Here is a 16,146-nt window from a genome sequence, read left to right as displayed (position 1 = left end):
TTTATCTATAGTTCACTGGATCACTATCGGTCGAAGTGCGCCGCTGCGGCGCGCGCCGTGTAGACGACGTCGTCGAGGTCGTCGCCGGCGACGTTGACGTGCCCGACCTTGCGGCCGGGGCGCGGCGCCTTGCCATAGGTGTGGATCTTCGCCTCGGGATGCTCCTGCATCGCCGCGCCGAACCGCCCGGTCAGCGTGCCCTCGGCAGGTCCTCCCAGGATGTTGACCATCACGGTCCACTCCTCGCGCGGCTCGGTGCGACCGAGCGGCAGATCTGCCACGGCGCGCAGGTGCTGCTCGAACTGCCCGGTGACCGCGCCGTCCTGGCTCCAGTGCCCGCTGTTATGAGGGCGCATCGCAAGCTCGTTGACGAGGATGCGCTCATCGTCGGTCTCGAACAGCTCCACCGCCAGCATCCCGGTCACGCCGATGCCCTCCGCGATCTGCCTGCCGATCTTCTCGGCGACCTCGACGAGACGCTGTGCGGCGTTCGGTGCGGGGGCGATGACCTCGGCGCACACGCCGCCGCGCTGCACGGTCTCGACGACCGGATAGGCGACCATCGCGCCGCTGGGACGCCGCGCGATCTGCTGGGCGAGCTCGCGGGTGAACGACACCATCTCCTCCACGAGCAGTGCCTCGCCATCGGGAACCTCGGCGAACCAGTCGGCGGCCTCCAGACCGGCGCGCACGACCCGCACGCCCTTGCCGTCGTACCCGCCGCGCGGGGTCTTGACGACCGCACGGCCGCCGTGATCATTGATGAACTGCTGCAGGTCACGGGCATCCCGCACCGCCGCCCAGTCGGGCTGCGGAACGCCGAGCTCGGCCAGGCGGGCGCGCATGACGAGCTTGTCCTGGGCGTACTGCAGAGCGTCGGGACCCGGATGCACCTGCACCCCGTCGGCCACCAGGGCGCGCAGCACCTGCTGCGGCACGTGCTCGTGATCGAAGGTGATGACGTCGACATCGCGTGCGAAGGCGCGGACCGTCTCGAGGTCACGGTAGTCACCGACCGCGGTGGCCGCCAGCTGCGCGGACATCCCCTCGTCCTCGGCCAGCACCCGCAGGTCGAGCCCCAGCTCCACCGCCGGAGCGATCATCATCCTCGCGAGCTGTCCTCCGCCGATCACACCCACGCGCACCGTCATGCAAGACCCCTTTCGTCAGTGCCATTCTCTCGCACTGCGCGAGGCCCTTCGGCAAGCTCAGGAACCCATCGGGTGCTGGGCGTCGCGGTGCGCGAGGATCTGGTTCACCTCGACCTGGTCGGCGAGCGTCTCGTGCACCAGGTTGACGCTCGGCACGTTCTGCAGTCGCAGTGGCGCATCGACGCCGTTGCTCAGGGTGATCGTGCCGGCGCCCCACAGCCGCTGCAGCGGACCGCGGCGCACGGCGATCGTGTAGCCGCGCGTGTGCGAGAACTCGCGGCGACTGCGCGAGCCCAGACCGTCGCGCAGGATCACGCGCCTCGTCGTGATCGTGTAGCTGCGCGACATCCACCGCACGAACGGGACGGCGACCAGCAGCACCAGCACCGCTCCGGCGGCGCACAGCAGCATCCAGTTCTCGTAGGGTGCGGGCAGGTTGTCGTACAGGTACGCGGTGGCGCCGCACACGCCGATCAGCACGAGCGCCGACCAGAACAGCCGCCGCGCGTGCGCGCGGAAGCGCGCGACCAGCAGCTCCTCGGCGGGCGCCCCGGGTGGCGGCATCATCGGCCGACCGCCGAGCGTCACGGGCTGGGTCATGGCTCCATTCTGCCCACCAGCCACCGACATCGCCCTGCGCGACCCGGCGTGTCAGTCTGTCCTACACCGCGCGGACATGCACCACGTCGCCCGCCGAGACGGCGTGCGACGCGCCGTCGGCCCCGACCAGCAGCCGACCATCGGCGTCCAGACCGGTCGCGACGCCGCGCAGCTCGCCGTCACCCGGCAGTTCGACGCGCACCTGCTGCCCGATCGTCAGGCAGCGAGCCGCCACGGCATCCCGCACGCGCTCTGCATCACCGGCGGCGAGCGCCACCATCCACACGTCCAGCCCCGCGATGTAGTCTGCGACCAGCCCGTCGCGGTCGGCAGCCTGTCCGAGCGCGGCGAACGATGTCGCCGTCGGCACGGGAAGTTCAGCGACCGTCATGGCCGTGTTGATCCCGGAGCCGACGATGACGGCATCCGACGTCGCCTCGGCGAGGATGCCGCAGATCTTGCGCCCGTCGACGAGCACGTCGTTGGGCCATTTCACCCCGACCTCATGCGCGGGCAGCTGCGCGGCGACCGCGTCGGCCATGGCCAGGCCCGCGACCAGCGGAATCCATCCGCGCGCGGCCGGATCGGCGGGCAGGTCGCGCAGCAGCACCGAGATGGCCAGCGCCGAGCCGGGCGGGGTGACCCAGCTGCGGTCGAGCCGTCCGCGACCGGCGGTCTGCGAATCGGTCAGCAGCACGGTCAGATGCGGGGCATCGGCGGCGAGCTCACGCAGCTGCGCATTCGTGGACGGCGACTGCTCCACCACGTCGAGCCGTGCGGCCACGGTGGCCGTGCGGGCGAATCCTGGCATCAGTCCTCGTCCTCCTTCGCTTCCTCGTCATCGTCGTCCTCGTCGTCGCCGCGGACGCCGATCTCGGCGGCGTGCCACTCATCCCACTTCTGCATGAGCTCGTCGATGGCGGCGTGGAACTTCGCGGTGGCGACGCCCTGGGTCGTGTCGCCGAAGTAGTGCTGCACCCACATGCGCAGCTTGGTGATGGCATCCTCGTCAGCGCGGACGCGCTCGACCTCGGCGACGATGTCAGCCGCGGCATCGGCTGTGAGCCACTCGCAGTCCGACAGGTAGCCCTTGGTGTCGATCGAGGCGCGTTCATCGTCGGGGCGCGTGATCAGCAGCGGTCGCCCGGCGGCCAGTCGGTCGTAGACCATCGCCGAGATGTCGACCACGGCGACGTCGGCGGAGGCGAGCTGCCAGCCGAGATCAGGACCGTCGTCGTAGACATGCTGCGCCCGCGGGTCGGCGGCGTTGGCCGCCGAGATCGCCGAGAGGATGCGACGGTGCGCGGCGCCGTACTCGGCATCGACCACACCGCTGCGCGGATGCGGCCGGTAGATCACCCGGTGCGTGCCCGTGGCGAGCAGCGCCGCCACGAGCTTCTCGCCGTGCGTGGCGATCGATCCGTAGTGCGCCGAGGGGCGATCGCCCTCCCACGTCGGCGCGTACAGCACCACGGTGCGCTCATCGGGCGTGTACGGCAGCGTGCCCGAGTAGTGGTCGGCCTGCGGCCGGCCGATCTCGATCGTGCGGCGATCGACGTCGTACTCCCACAGGGTGCGGCTGAGCCGGTCGCGCGCCGCCTGACCGGCCACCAGCGCGTAGTCGTACGCCTTGTACTGGTTCGTGGTCATGTACATCTTGTCGGACTCGCCGTGGTTGATGAACACATGCCAGCGCCGCCCGTACCGGAACATCTGGAAGTTGCGGGTGTTCTGATTCACGTACAGCACGATGCGGATGTCCTGCTTCGCGATGAACTTCTCCAGGTTGCGCACGGTCGGCACGAAGGCCACCGGAGGGGCATCCTCGGCGACCAGCCGCTCCGCGCCGGTGGCGCTGCGCGAGAGCACCACGACGGGCCAGCGCTCGGCCAGCCGTGCCAGCGGGCGGTACCACTGCCGCATCTGGTACATGTTCACGTCGCCGTCGGCGAAGTAGACCGCGATCTTGTAGTGTCCGCGGGGGTGCGGCCCCTGCGCGGAGAGGGTGCGCCTGACGCGCTGCACGGCCGCGCGCGAGGTCAGCGCCTTTCTCAGCAGCCGATACGCCTTCTTACCATCTGAGACGACACCCATCCCTCCAGGATACGGCGCCCGACTATGCGCTCCCTCGGGCGTCGTACTGCTCCCAGGCATCCGACAGCCGCTGCACGGCCGCCTCGAACCGCGCGGTGGCCGCCCCGGGGCTCGTGTCGCCGAAGTATCGTGTCGACCACCGCGCCAGTCGCGCCACCGCCGCCTCGTCGGCGCGCACGCGCTCGACCTCCGCCACGACGTAGTGCGCCGCTTCGGCGGTCAGCCATTCGCAGTCGGAGAGGTACCCGGAGCGGTCGATCTGCGCCTCGTCGCTGACCGGGCGGGTGACCAGCAGCGGCTTGCCGGTGGCGAGGCGGTCGTAGATCATCGCCGACACGTCCACGATCGCGACGTCGGATGCTGTGAGCTGCCATCCGATGTCGGGGCCGTCATCGTGCACATGCTGCGCCGTCGAGTCGGCGGCGTTGGCCGCTGAGATCATCGAGACGATGCGGTCGTTCGCCGCCCGGTACGCATCGTCCATCACGCCGGTGCGCGGGTGAGGGCGGTAGATCACGCGGTGCCGGCCCGAGTCGAGCAGCTGCCGCACGAGGGTCTCCCCGTGGCTGCGCACCGAGCCGTAGCTCATCGATGCCCGATCGCCCTCCCAGGTCGGCGCGTACAGCACGACCGTGCGGTCATCGCGGGGGTAGGGCGGCTCGCCGGTCAGATGATCGGCCTGCGGGCGTCCGATCATGCTCGTGCGTCGATCCACGTCGTAGTCCCACAGGGCATCGGCGAGCCGGTCGCGCGCGGCCTCACCGGCGATGAAGGCGTGGTCGTAGGCCTTGTACTGGTTGCTCGCCATGTACACCTTGTCGGACTCGCCGTGGTTGATGAACACGTGCCAGCGCCGCCCGTACCGGAACATGCGGAAGTTGCGGGTGTTCTGGTTCACGTACAGCACGATGCGGATCTGCTGCTCGGCGAGGAAGTCCTCGAGGTCGCCGATCCTGGGCGCGAACACGGTGGGCAGTGCATCATCGCGCAGCAGCGCCTCGGCACCCAGCGGCGAGCGCGAGAGCACGACGACGGGGAAGCGCCGGCTGAGCTGCTGCAGCGGCCCGTACCACTGCCGGATCTGGTACATGTTCACATCGGTGTCGGCGAAGTACACCGCGACCCGGAAGACACCGGGAGGGAACGCCTCGCGGGTCGCCAGCCGCCTGCGCACCCGCTCGCGAGCTGCCCTGGTCGCGAAGGCGCGCCGCAGCAGACGGTACGCCTTCTTCGCATCGTTGATCGCCTGCATCCGGCGACCCTAGCCAGCGAACCTCCACGCCGCCCGAATTCGGGTTCGACCACCGCATGACATGATCGACACGTGCCTGACACCGACCCGACCACGCCCGCAGGGGTGTCCTTCGTCATGCCCGTGCTCAACGAGCGCGACTATCTCGAGCATGCCGTGCGGTCGGTGCTCGAGCAGGACGTCGACGGTCCCACCGAGCTCGTCCTGGCGCTCGGTCCGTCGACCGATGGCACCACAGAGCTGGCGCACCGTCTCGCGGAAGAGGATGGCAGGGTGCACCTGGTGCAGAATCCGGCCGCCCACATCCCGGTGGGCCTGAACGCCGCGATCCGCGCGAGCCGCTACCCGACCGTCATCCGCGTCGACGCGCACTCCGAGCTCTCCCCCGGCTACGCCCGTCGCGCCCTTGAGACGCTCGAGCGCACCGGCGCCGCGAACGTCGGCGGGGTGATGCGCGCCGACGGGCGCACCCCGTTCCAGCGTGCCGTCGCGCGGCTGTACAACTCCCCCGTCGGCCTCGGCGGCGGCGCCTATCACGGCAGCGACCGCGAGGGCGAGGCCGAGTCGGCGTACCTCGGTGTGATGCGCCGCGAGGTGCTCGATCGGGTGGGGCTGTTCGACGAATCGATCCGTCGCGGCGAGGACTGGGAGCTGAACCTGCGCATCCGCGAGGCCGGGCACCTGGTGTGGTTCGACCCGCAGCTGTCGGTGACGTACTGGCCGCGGGAGAGCTGGTGGCGACTGGCGCGCCAGTTCCGGGCGACGGGTGCGTGGCGCGGCGAGCTGGTGCGGCGTTTCGGCCGCAGCAACGGGCTGCGCTTCTTCGCCCCGCCGGCTCTCGTGCTGGTGCTGGCGCTGGCGCTGGTCGTCGGTGTGCTGCAGCTGACCGGTGTGCTGCACGGTGTGCTCAGCATCGTGGCGTCGGCCGTGTACCTGCCGCTGATCGCCTATGCGGCGCTGGTGGTCGCGGTCGCGCTGTCGGGCCGCCGCACGCTGCGCGATCGACTGTGGACGATGGCGGTGCTGCCGACCATGCACGTCTCGTGGGGACTGGGTTTCCTCACCGGGGTGCTGCGCGGCGCCGGCGACACGGTCGATGCGTCGCGGCTCGGCAACCGCAACACCCCGCTGCCCTAGGCGTGCTGCCTAAGCCGTCAGCCAGCCCTGATCGAGGATCCGCGAGACGACGCGCTCGGCCGCGCCGCCGTCGTCGAGCCGGTTGAACTGCGCCTTCCAGGCCTCGTAGCGGCGCTGATATGCCTCCGGCACCTCCGGGTCCTCCAGCGCCCGTACGAGCTCGTCCTGTGAGTGCACCAGCGGCCCGGGCGCGCGCTCGGCGAGATCGAAGTAGAAGCCGCGCAGCTCACCGCGGTAGTGGGCCATGTCGGGTACCAGGAAGTACATCGGCCGACCCGTCACGCTGAAGTCGAACATCACCGAGGAGTAGTCGGTGATGAGCGCGTCGGCGATCAGCAGCAGACGCCCCGTCTCGGGGTAGCCGGTCACGTCGATGACCCGCGCGCCGGAGTGATCTCTGCCGGGCTTGAGGGTGCGAGAGTGCCCGCGCACCAGAACGACCGACTCGGTTTCGGCGGCGAGCTGCTGCGGATCGATGAAGTCGACCATCTCGCTGCGGTCGTCGCGCCAGGTCGGCGCGTACAGCAGCACACGCTCGTCGGGCGCGATGCCCAGCGCCTCGCGGATCGGTGCCGGGTCGCCGCCGGTGAGCAGATCGTTGCGCGGGTAGCCCTCGACCCAGATCGGCTTGCCGAAGAACGCGTAGGCCTTCTTCAGGATGCGCGAGGCGTACACGTTCTGTGCCAGCAGCACGTCCCAGCGGCGGGACTCCTTGATGACAGCGGCCATCCGGCGCGGGTCGAAGCCGGGCCTGTGCAGGGCGAGACGCTTGAGCGGCGTGCCGTGCCAGGTCTGCAGCACCCGCTGGCCGGGCTTGCGCACGAAGCGCCTGCGCAGCCAGTCGTTGACGATCAGCATCCGGCTCTCTGCGCGCGCCCGCCACCACTCCGGCCCGCCCTCGACCACGGCGACAGCACCCTCGGGCACCTCCACGGACAGATCGGTGACGCTCCAGTACCGGGTGACCGCGGGCGCGCGCTCGGCGAGCACCCGGTCGATCGCGCGCGGGTTGCATCCGGAGGTCTGCCCGTAGAAGCTCTCGAAGAACACCGCGTTCTCGCCCGCGCCGATCTGCGAGGCGTAGCGCTCCTCGAGCGTGCGCTGCCCCTCGGGCGTCTCGTAGATGGGCGCGATCGGCGCGGCGACCGTCACCTCGGATCCGTGCACCGCGATGCGCAGCGACGGCAGCAGCACGGGCTCCGCTTCGAGCTCGTCCAGTGCGACGTCGTCGATGCTCAGGGTGTAGGTGCCCGACGGCAGCGGCAACTCCGCACCGCCCCAGCGTGCGGTGCGCAGTGGGAAGGTCGCCTTCCAGGTCTTGCCTCCGCCGGTGAGCCGCGCCGCGACGCGGGCACGCGGCCCATCGAGGCGGGCCGATGCCGGGCGCGCTCCGGTTCCGGCGATGATCAGCGTCTGCGCTTCCTCATCGATTCGAACGGTCGTCATCGTGCTCCCTTCGGCGCGGGGATGCCCCGCGCGCGGATGGCCTGGTACACCCGCCGGGCGTTGCGCCCGTCACGGAATGCGTGCATGTGCGCGCTGAGCGCGGCGGAGCGGTCGGATGCCGCCGCGTACGCGCCCTGATCGCCGAGCACCTCGTCGATGCGGTCGATCGCGGCTTCCCAGTCGTGCGCGTAATCGGCGCCGGCCACATCCTCATAGCGCCCGTAGAACCCGCGTTCGCGGCCGTACTCGGCCACATCCGGGGCGAGGTACACCACCGGCATCGCCAGCAGTCCGACGTCGTACGCCATCGACGAGTAGTCGGTGATGAGCACATCGATGCGCGGCAGCGCGGGAGTGGCGTCGGGCAGCAGCTCGGCGTTCAGCATCCGCACCCGTCCACTCGACCACGGCGGTGCGTAGGCTCCCTCGCCGAGCGGATGCGAGCGGATGAACAGCACGGCGTCGTGCTGCTCGAGCAGTCGCACGATCCGCACCCACTGCTCCGCGGTCGGCACGGCAGGGTCGACGGCGCCGTCGCGCCAGGTGGGGGCGTACAGCAGCGCGCTCTGGTCGGAAAGCAGGGGGCCGGTTCGCGTGAGCAGGGTGGTCGCGCGGGCGACGCGCTGCTCGGCGGTGCCGGTGGAGAGCACGTCGACGCGCGGCTCACCGGTGACGACCACGCGGTCGTCACCCAGCCCGAACGCCGATTCGAGGCGCCCGCGCGAGCGGTGCGAGGCGGCCGGCAGCACGCGGATGCGCTGCGCCGCACCCCGGTAGAGCGCGGTGAGCAGGCGGCGCAGGATGCCGGCTCCGGGCAGTCCGCGGGGAACCTGCGCGGTCACCGGCGAGTCGAGGCCGATCCGCTTGAGCGGGATGCCGTGCCACAGCTGCACCACGAACCCGTCGCTGCTGCCGTAACGGTTCACATCCCCCAGTCCGTGCGTGACCACGAGCACGCGGGCGCGGGCGGTCGCCCACCAGCCCCGCAGTCCGTCACGGCGGCGCGTGCGGATGCCGAGCGCCTGCGCATCGGCCTGCTCGCGATCGGAACCCACCAGCCAGAGGGTGCGGTGTCCGGCATCCGATGCCTCGCGGTACATCGCGAGCGCTCCGTCGCCGATTCCGGCGCCGCAGCCGAACACCCACGTGTCGCCGCGCGGCACGATGAGCGTGCCTATGCGCCCTGCGGCATACAACGGCAATCGGAGCAGTTTGGCCGCATTGCCGGTTCCGAACGAGAAGGACGCCACCCCGCGAGCCTATCGCGGGGTGGCGTCCTGTCCTGAGAGCGAATCGGGCTCAGAGGGCCAATTCGCCCAGCGTGACCTCGGCGGTGTATGTCTTGCCGGAGCGGACGTAGGTGAGCTCGGCGGTGCTGCCGGCGGCCGCCGCGCGCACCTGCGCGGTCAGATCGCTGGCGCTGGTGATGGGGGCGCCGTTGAACTGGGTGACGATGTCTCCCGCGCGCAGGTCGGCCTCCTGCGCCGCACCGCCCGGCGTCGGCTCCACGATCACCGCGCCGGCGACCGCAGCGCCTTCCACGGTGGATGCGTCGCGCACCGTCGCACCGAGCAGACCGTGCGTTGCCTCGCCGTCTTCGATGAGCTCGCCGGCGACACGCTGCGCGATGTCCGACGGGATCGCGAAGCCGAGCCCGATCGAACCCGACTCCCCGCCCTGCGAGGAGTTGCCCGCTGTGGCGATGGCGACGTTGATGCCGATCAGGCGTCCCTTGCTGTCGACGAGCGCGCCACCGGAGTTGCCGGGGTTGATGGCGGCGTCGGTCTGGATGACGGCGATCGAGATGGACTGCTGCGCCTGCTGGGCGCCGAGACCCGGGATGTCGAACTGGAACGGCCCGCCCTCGGAGTCCTCGCCCTCGGAACCTTCACCGGGAGCCTGCTCGGAGTCGGGTGCATTGTCGGGGATTGCCGACGATGCGACCTGGATGCTGCGGTTGAGCGCGCTGACGATGCCGGTGGTCACCGAGTTCGACAGGCCCAGCGGTGCACCGACCGCGACGGCCGTGTCACCGACGTTGAGCTTGCCCGAGTCGGCGAACTCGATCGGCGTGAGGTCCTCTGCACCCTCGAGCTTGAGCACCGCGAGGTCGTAGATCGGGTCGGTGCCGACGATGGTCGCCGAGTAGATGCGTCCGTCGGAGGTGGTCACCCTGATCGTCGGATCGGCGGCGGCGCCGCCGAGAGTGGCGACGTGGGCATTAGTAAGCACGTGACCCTCCTTGTCGAGGACCACGCCGGATCCGCTGCCGCCCTCCTGCTGCCCGGCGACCTCGATCGTGACGACGGACGGCAGCACCTGCGTGGCGATCGCGGTGGTCTCGTTGACGGATCCGGGGTTGTTGACGGTGACCGTCTCGGGTCCGGATGCCGACTGCGAGACCGGCTGGTTGAGCACGGCCGATCCGAGCGCACTGCCGCCGAATCCGGCGACGCCGCCGACGATCGCGGCGGCGAGCAGCAGGCCGGCGATCTTGACCGTGCCACCGCCCTTGCGAGGCTCGGCGGTGGAGGCGCCCCGCAGCTCAGTCACGGGCTGGGTGCCCGCATAGCCCTGCGGGCCGTGCGGAGCCTGCGGGGCCATGCCGAACGCCGCACCCGTCTGCGGGCCCGCCTGCGGGGCCCCGCCCGCCTGCGGTGCGGCGCCCGATGGAGCGCCGTACGGCGGCTGCCAGCCCTGGGGCTGCTGGTGCGAGCCGAAGGTCGGGGGGATGCTGTGCCCGCCGGCCTGCTCGTGGTTCTGGGGCGTCGGGGTCGCACCGACATTCGGCACCTCGGGGTTCGAAGCCTCGCCGTGGTTGTTGTTGTCGTTCATCATCTGCTCCTTCACAACGCCCTATCAGCGTGACAATCGAGTCTGTGCGTTTGGTATGGCGACGATGGATGTCCCCTATGGTCTTAGCCTGTTCTGCATGGATGTCATTCCCGGTGCATGGCGACGGACGGCCGCGGGGGCGGGCCTGCTCTCCCCGAAGGGCGAGGTGGCGCCCACCATCTTCGCAGAGATGTCGGCGCTTGCGGTGAGAACCGGCGCGATCAATCTCGGTCAGGGCTTCCCCGACGAAGACGGCCCCGGCGAGGTGCTCAGCGCGGCCCGCGACGCGATCGCGGCAGGCGCCAATCAGTATCCGCCCGGCCGCGGAGCTCCCGAGCTGCGCGCGGCGATCAGCGCGCATCAGCGGCGGTTCTACGGCCTGGACGTCGACCCCGACACCGAGGTGCTCGTCACCGCCGGTGCCACCGAGGCACTCAGTGCGACGCTGCTCGCCCTGATCGACGGCCCCGACGACGAGGTGGTCGTCTTCGAGCCGTATTACGACTCCTACGCTGCCGCCGTCGCCCTGGCGGGTGCCCGGTTGCGCACCGTGCCGCTGCGCGCGCCCGGCTTCCAGCCCGACCTCGACGAGCTCGCCGCCGCCGTCACCGACCGCACGCGGATCATCCTGGTGAACGACCCGCACAATCCGACCGGTGCAGTCTTCTCGCCGCAGCTGCAGACCGAGATCGTGCGCCTGGCGCACGCGCACGACGCGGTGATCGTGACCGACGAGGTGTACGAGCATCTCGCGTTCGACGCCGGCCATGTGCCCATCGCGACGCTGCCCGGGGCCGCCGAGCGCACGCTGACGATCTCGTCGGCCGGCAAGACGTTCTCGGTCACCGGGTGGAAGGTCGGCTGGGTGCACGGGCCCGCGGCGCTGATCACCGCGGTGCTGACGGTCAAGCAGTATCTGACCTATTCGGGTGGTGCGCCCTTCCAGCCCGCGATCGCGGTGGGGCTGGGTCTGCCGGATGCCTTCTTCACGGGCATCCGAGATGACCTGCGCGCCCGGCAGGCGCTGCTGAGCGCGGCGCTGAGCTCGGCGGGCTTCGCGGTGCACGCGCCGCAGGGCGGCTACTTCACGGTCGCCGACGCGACCACCCTGGGCGGGACGGACGCTGCGGCATTCTGCCGCGCGCTTCCCGAGCGCGCCGGTGTCGTGGCGATCCCGATCAGCGCGTTCGTGTCTCCCGGCAGCCAGGACGCGTACGCCGGCCTCGTGCGGTTCGCCGCCTGCAAGCGCACCGAGGTGATCGAAGAGGCCGCCCGGCGCCTGGCATCCCTGCACGACTGACCAGGAAAACGGTCAGTGGACAGGCACCACCCGGTAGCGCCGCAGGGCGAGTGCCGGGTTCGTCTCGCGGGTGCGGGCGATCAGGTCGGCGTCGACGGATGCCAGGGCGATGCCCTCCCCAGAGCTCACGCCCGCCACCACCACGCCCTGCGGGTCGATCACCTGTGACAGGCCGACACCGATCGGGCCGGGGTGATCAGCCGCGATGACGTACGCGGTGTTCTCGATCGCGCGTGTTGTCAGCAGCGCTGTCCAGTGGTGCTCCTTGAGCGGGCCGCGCACCCACTCGGCCGGCACGACCATCGCGTCGACCCCGGCATCCGCCAGCGTGCGGCCCACCTCGGGGAAGCGCAGGTCGTAACAGGTCATCAGGCCGAAGCGCAGACCGTCCAGCTCGAACACGGCCGCCTCCCCCAGGTCTCCTGGGGCGACCCAGTCGGACTCCTTCTGCCCGAAGGCGTCGTACAGGTGCTGCTTGCGGTAGACGGCCAGCACACCGGCATCCGACACCGCGACGAGGGTGTTGTGCACGCGATTCGCGTCCGCCGGTTCCAGCATCCCGGCGACGACGACCACCCCGTGCTCGGTCGCCGAGGCGCGCAGCGCGGCGACGAAGGCGCCGTCGAGCGTCTCCGCGTGTGCGGTGAGCGTCTCATCGAAGGGGTTCACGAAGTACCCGGAGTACTCCGGCAGCACCACGACACGAGCGCCCCGGCCCGCCGCCTCGGCGACGAGCGCGGCGACCCGCGCGCGGTTCGCGACGGGGTCGGCCTCCGGCGCGAACTGGCAGACGGCGACGAGCGGGGCGGATGCTGGCATGCGCCCATCCTGACACGAGCGACCCTGCCCGGGATCGTGAGCGGGAAAGCCGAAGGCCCCTGATCTTTCGATCAGGGGCCTTCTCTTGGTTGCGGGGGCAGGATTTGAACCTACGACCTCCGGGTTATGAGCCCGGCGAGCTACCGAACTGCTCCACCCCGCGGCACGTAGAACAGCCTAACACGCGGGTGAAGCACAGGGCCAATCGAGCCCGGCCCTCACGACGGGCCGGGCGTGTCCCCACGGTGCTCGAGCTCGAGATCCGGTCCGGGGAAGATCAACGACTCGCCTCCGTCATCGAAGCGCACCAGATACGGCGGACCACCGTCGTCGCCGCGCACCTCGAGCACTTCGCCGTGCCGCTCCGCGTCACCCACCCGCGTGCCATGGATCACGATCCGCGATCCGGTTGCGATCTGCATCTCGACCACCTCCAGACGTGATGACTTCATTCTGCGATGGGGCGTGCCGAACAGCAAGAGGTGGGCACCCCGTGCGGGATGCCCACCTCTCTGAGATCGGGTCGGATGCTACTGTCCCTGCTCCTCCAGAGCCAGCAGCTGCTCGATTGCTCGCGTCAGCTTCTTGTCCTCGACAGCGAACTGCTCGAGGTCGCCGGCCTTCAGCGCGGCCTCACGCGCGGCGAGCGCATTGCGGGCATCCTCCATCGCCGCCGCCATCGCATCGGACGGCGGTGTCGGCGTGCTGCCCTCATCGGGATCGGTGGGCTCGGTCGGCTCGGTCGGTTCGGTGGGGGCATCCGGATCCGTCGGCGTGACGTCCTCATCGCCTCCGGTCGCACCGGCATCGCCGCCGAACAGCACATCGAGCGCCTCGGTCAGCGTGTTCTCGAACGCGACCCGGTCGCCGAACGCGACCAGCACCTTGCGCAGGTTGGGCAGCTTGGTGCCCTCCGACGACTGCACGAACACCGGCTGCACGTACAGCAGGCCACCGCCGACGGGAAGCGTCAGCAGGTTGCCGTACTTGACCTCGGAGTTACCCAGCGTCAGCACGTTGAGCTGGTCGGCGATCTGGGTGTCCGAGTCGAAGGTGTTCTGCACCTGACCGGGGCCGGGCACCGTGGTGGCGGCGTCGATCTCCAGCAACCGCAGGGTGCCGTAGCTGTCGGCCTTCACGCCGGCCTCGGAGCCGGCATCCGAGTCGACGGCGAGGTATCCCATCAGCACCTCTCGGCTCTCACCCTGCTGCGCGGCGGGAATGAACGTCGAGAACATCGAGAAGCTCGGCTGCTCCTGCCCCGGCATCTGCATCGACAGGTAGTACGGCGGCTGCAGTCGGTTCTCCGCGCGCGGGTCGTCGGGCGTCTGCCAGCGGTTGACCTCCTGCGCGAAGGCGTTGGCGTTGTCGATGTGGTACACACCGAGCACGTCGCGCTGCACCTTGAACAGGTCGGTCGGGTAGCGCACGTGGCTCATCAGCTCGCCCGACATCTCGCTGATCGGCTTGACCGTGGTCGGGTAGATGTTCTGCCACGCCTCGAGGATCGGATCCTCTTCGTCCCAGGCGTAGAGCGTCACCGAGCCGTCGTACGCGTCGACGGTGGCCTTGACCGAGTTGCGGATGTAGTTGATGTTGTCGAATGCGACGACGGATGCCGGGGTGCGCGAATCCGCGATGGCGTCCTGCAGGCTGACGGTCGTGGAGTACGGGTAGGTCGCACTCGTCGTGAAGCCGTCGACGATCCAGACGATCTTGCCGTCGACGACGCTGGGGTACGGGTCGTTGTCGAGCGTCAGGTACGGGGCGACCTTCTGCACGCGCTCCTTCGGGTCGCGGTCGTAGAGGATCTGCGACTCGTCGTTGACCAGGTTCGAGAACAGGATCTGCTCCGACTGGAACTTCATCGCGTACAGCAGCTTGCGGAAGGTGTCGCCGATGCGCGGCCCGCCGTCACCTTCGAAGGTCGTCTTCGTGTCACTCGCGCCGTCCTGGCCACGCGGGAAGTCGATCTCGACGGGGTCGGTGCCTTCTGGGGCCCCGACGATCGAGTATTCGGGCGACGATTCGCCGAAGTACACGCGGGGCTCGTACTCCTGCGTCTCGGTCAGCACGCCCTGCGTGGGGATGCCGCGCTCGAGGAAGACGGGCTCACCGTCGTCGGTGCGCTGGTTGCCGGCCATCGCGACCAGGCCGTATCCGTGGGTGTACACCGCGGCACGGTTGTTCCAGCTGTCACCGCCGCCGAGACGCGTCATGTCGAGATCGCGCACCGACACCACGGTGTCCTGCATCTGACCGTCGATCTCGTAGCGGTCCACGTCGAGCTCGGGGGCGAACTGGTAGTACTGGCGGTACTGCTCGAGCTGACGCACCGTGGGACCGATTACGGCCGGATCCATGATGCGCACCGACGCCGTCGTCTCGGCATCCTCACGCAGCTGACCGGGTTCGGTGTCGGTGGTCGCCTCGAAGGAGGTGACCTCCATGTCGGCGACGCCGTACGCCTCCTTGGTGCTCGCGATGTTGCGCTCGTAGAACTCGGCCTGGTAGGCGTTCTCGTTCGGTGCGACCTGGAAGGTGGTGACCACCCACGGGTAGCCGACGCCGACCACGAGCGAGGCGACGATGAGCAGCGCGGTGCCCACCAGCGGGAAGCGCCAGCGTCCGATGATCGCGGTGACGAAGAACAGCACGGCGACGACCGCGGCGATGATCGACAGGATCGCAAGACCGGGGATGGTGGCGTTCACGCCGGTGTACGCGGCACCGGTGATGCGGCCCTCCTGCTGCACGAGCGTCAGATACTGGTCGAGCCACAGGCTGACCGCCTGCACGAGCAGGTACAGGCCGGCGAGCACGGCCAGCTGGATGCGGGCGGGCTTCGAGATGCGCAGCTCGCGCTGGCCGATCTGCACCGAGCCGTACAGGTACGACACCAGCGCGGTGATCACCAGGCTGAGCAGCAGCACCGCTGAGACGAAGGCGAGCAGCATCGAGTAGAACGGCATCGCGAACAGGTAGAACCCGGTGTCGACGCCGAACTGCGGGTCGAGCGTGTCGGTCGTGACGCCGTTGGCCCACAGCCACACGGTCTCCCAGTTGCCCGCGGCGGCGAACCCGGCGAACACGCCGAAGAACACCGGCAGACCCCACATGGCCAGGCGCCGCAGCGGCTCGATGACCTCCTGATAGCGGTCGAGCTGCGAGCTGAGCCGCACATACACCGGCCGCAGGCGGTACGCCAGCTGGATGCACAGGAAGATCGGCACCGCCATCCCGAGGAAACCGATGACGAACATCGTCGCCGTGGCGATCCACTGCGTCGTCAGCACCGAGGCGAAGTCGAGCTGGTCGAACCAGAGGAACTCGGTGTACAACGAGGCGAAGACGAAGAAGCCCGCGATCAGGGCGGCGATCACCGCCACCGAGATCACGATGATTCGGCGTGAAGTGCTGGGTGTGGCCGGCGGGGGCGCTGAGGTGGTGGTCACCAGACCATCCTAGGCAGGCGCTCCTATGCGGCGGCCGCGAGTACGCTCAGCGCGGAC

13 protein-coding genes and 1 tRNA gene are annotated in these 16,146 nt (G+C 69.8%); 2 read left to right on the top strand and 12 right to left on the bottom strand.

The window, feature by feature from the left end; all coding sequences use genetic code 11:
• Positions 1–23: 23 nt before the first annotated feature.
• From WDU99_RS03490 to WDU99_RS03470, 5 genes are all read right to left on the bottom strand, one after another.
• Positions 24–1,151: a 5-(carboxyamino)imidazole ribonucleotide synthase gene (locus WDU99_RS03490; protein WP_337331045.1), complete on the bottom strand. Its 1,128-nt coding sequence runs from the start codon at positions 1,149–1,151 to the stop codon at positions 24–26.
• 57 nt (positions 1,152–1,208) lie between these two features.
• A complete protein-coding gene (locus WDU99_RS03485) occupies positions 1,209–1,751 on the bottom strand; it encodes a PH domain-containing protein (RefSeq protein ID WP_337331044.1) in 543 nt (180 codons plus the stop codon).
• Between the two features lie 61 nt (positions 1,752–1,812).
• Positions 1,813–2,562: a biotin--[acetyl-CoA-carboxylase] ligase gene (locus tag WDU99_RS03480; protein WP_337331043.1), complete on the bottom strand. Its 750-nt coding sequence runs from the start codon at positions 2,560–2,562 to the stop codon at positions 1,813–1,815.
• Positions 2,562–3,845, bottom strand: a complete 1,284-nt coding sequence (locus WDU99_RS03475) for a CDP-glycerol glycerophosphotransferase family protein (RefSeq protein WP_337331042.1) — start codon at positions 3,843–3,845, stop codon at positions 2,562–2,564. Before WDU99_RS03475 ends, WDU99_RS03480 begins: the two co-directional genes overlap by 1 nt.
• A 22-nt stretch (positions 3,846–3,867) precedes the next feature.
• A complete protein-coding gene (locus WDU99_RS03470) occupies positions 3,868–5,097 on the bottom strand; it encodes a CDP-glycerol glycerophosphotransferase family protein (protein ID WP_337331041.1) in 1,230 nt (409 codons plus the stop codon).
• Positions 5,098–5,169: 72 nt separating this feature from the next.
• Here WDU99_RS03470 and WDU99_RS03465 point away from each other — a divergent pair, with 72 nt between their 5' ends.
• Entirely contained in the window at positions 5,170–6,234 is a 1,065-nt protein-coding gene (locus tag WDU99_RS03465) for a glycosyltransferase family 2 protein (protein WP_337331040.1), read from the top strand.
• Positions 6,235–6,243: 9 nt separating this feature from the next.
• Here the strand turns inward: WDU99_RS03465 and WDU99_RS03460 are convergent, their stop codons facing one another.
• The 3 genes from WDU99_RS03460 to WDU99_RS03450 are packed head-to-tail and all read right to left on the bottom strand — an operon-like array spanning position 6,244 to position 10,515.
• Positions 6,244–7,680: a CDP-glycerol glycerophosphotransferase family protein gene (locus WDU99_RS03460; RefSeq protein WP_337331039.1), complete on the bottom strand. Its 1,437-nt coding sequence runs from the start codon at positions 7,678–7,680 to the stop codon at positions 6,244–6,246.
• Positions 7,677–8,930: a CDP-glycerol glycerophosphotransferase family protein gene (locus WDU99_RS03455; RefSeq protein WP_337331038.1), complete on the bottom strand. Its 1,254-nt coding sequence runs from the start codon at positions 8,928–8,930 to the stop codon at positions 7,677–7,679. Before WDU99_RS03455 ends, WDU99_RS03460 begins: the two co-directional genes overlap by 4 nt.
• A 49-nt stretch (positions 8,931–8,979) precedes the next feature.
• A complete protein-coding gene (locus WDU99_RS03450) occupies positions 8,980–10,515 on the bottom strand; it encodes a S1C family serine protease (RefSeq protein ID WP_337331037.1) in 1,536 nt (511 codons plus the stop codon).
• 97 nt (positions 10,516–10,612) lie between these two features.
• Between WDU99_RS03450 and WDU99_RS03445 the strand changes: the two genes are divergently transcribed.
• Positions 10,613–11,815 (top strand): pyridoxal phosphate-dependent aminotransferase, encoded by a 1,203-nt coding sequence (locus tag WDU99_RS03445; RefSeq protein WP_337331036.1) that lies wholly within the window; start codon positions 10,613–10,615, stop codon positions 11,813–11,815.
• A gap of 12 nt (positions 11,816–11,827) precedes the next feature.
• On the opposite strand, the gene WDU99_RS03440 is transcribed toward WDU99_RS03445, so the two are convergent.
• The 4 genes from WDU99_RS03440 to WDU99_RS03425 form a co-directional block, all read right to left on the bottom strand.
• Positions 11,828–12,634 carry a carbon-nitrogen hydrolase family protein gene (locus WDU99_RS03440; RefSeq protein WP_337331035.1) on the bottom strand — a complete coding sequence of 269 codons (807 nt, stop codon included), beginning with the start codon at positions 12,632–12,634 and terminating at the stop codon, positions 11,828–11,830.
• Positions 12,635–12,720: 86 nt separating this feature from the next.
• Positions 12,721–12,797 (bottom strand) — tRNA-Met (locus tag WDU99_RS03435).
• Between the two features lie 55 nt (positions 12,798–12,852).
• Positions 12,853–13,086: a DUF1918 domain-containing protein gene (locus WDU99_RS03430; RefSeq protein ID WP_337331034.1), complete on the bottom strand. Its 234-nt coding sequence runs from the start codon at positions 13,084–13,086 to the stop codon at positions 12,853–12,855.
• Positions 13,087–13,164: 78 nt separating this feature from the next.
• Positions 13,165–16,089 (bottom strand): UPF0182 family membrane protein, encoded by a 2,925-nt coding sequence (locus tag WDU99_RS03425; RefSeq protein ID WP_337331033.1) that lies wholly within the window; start codon positions 16,087–16,089, stop codon positions 13,165–13,167.
• Between the last annotated feature and the right edge of the window lie 57 nt (positions 16,090–16,146).

The organism is Microbacterium bandirmense, from assembly GCF_037204185.1.
Classification (GTDB): Bacteria; Actinomycetota; Actinomycetes; order Actinomycetales; family Microbacteriaceae; genus Microbacterium; species Microbacterium bandirmense.
The sequence above is the reverse complement of the archived record's forward strand: the minus strand, read 5'-3'. Positions and strand labels throughout refer to the sequence as shown.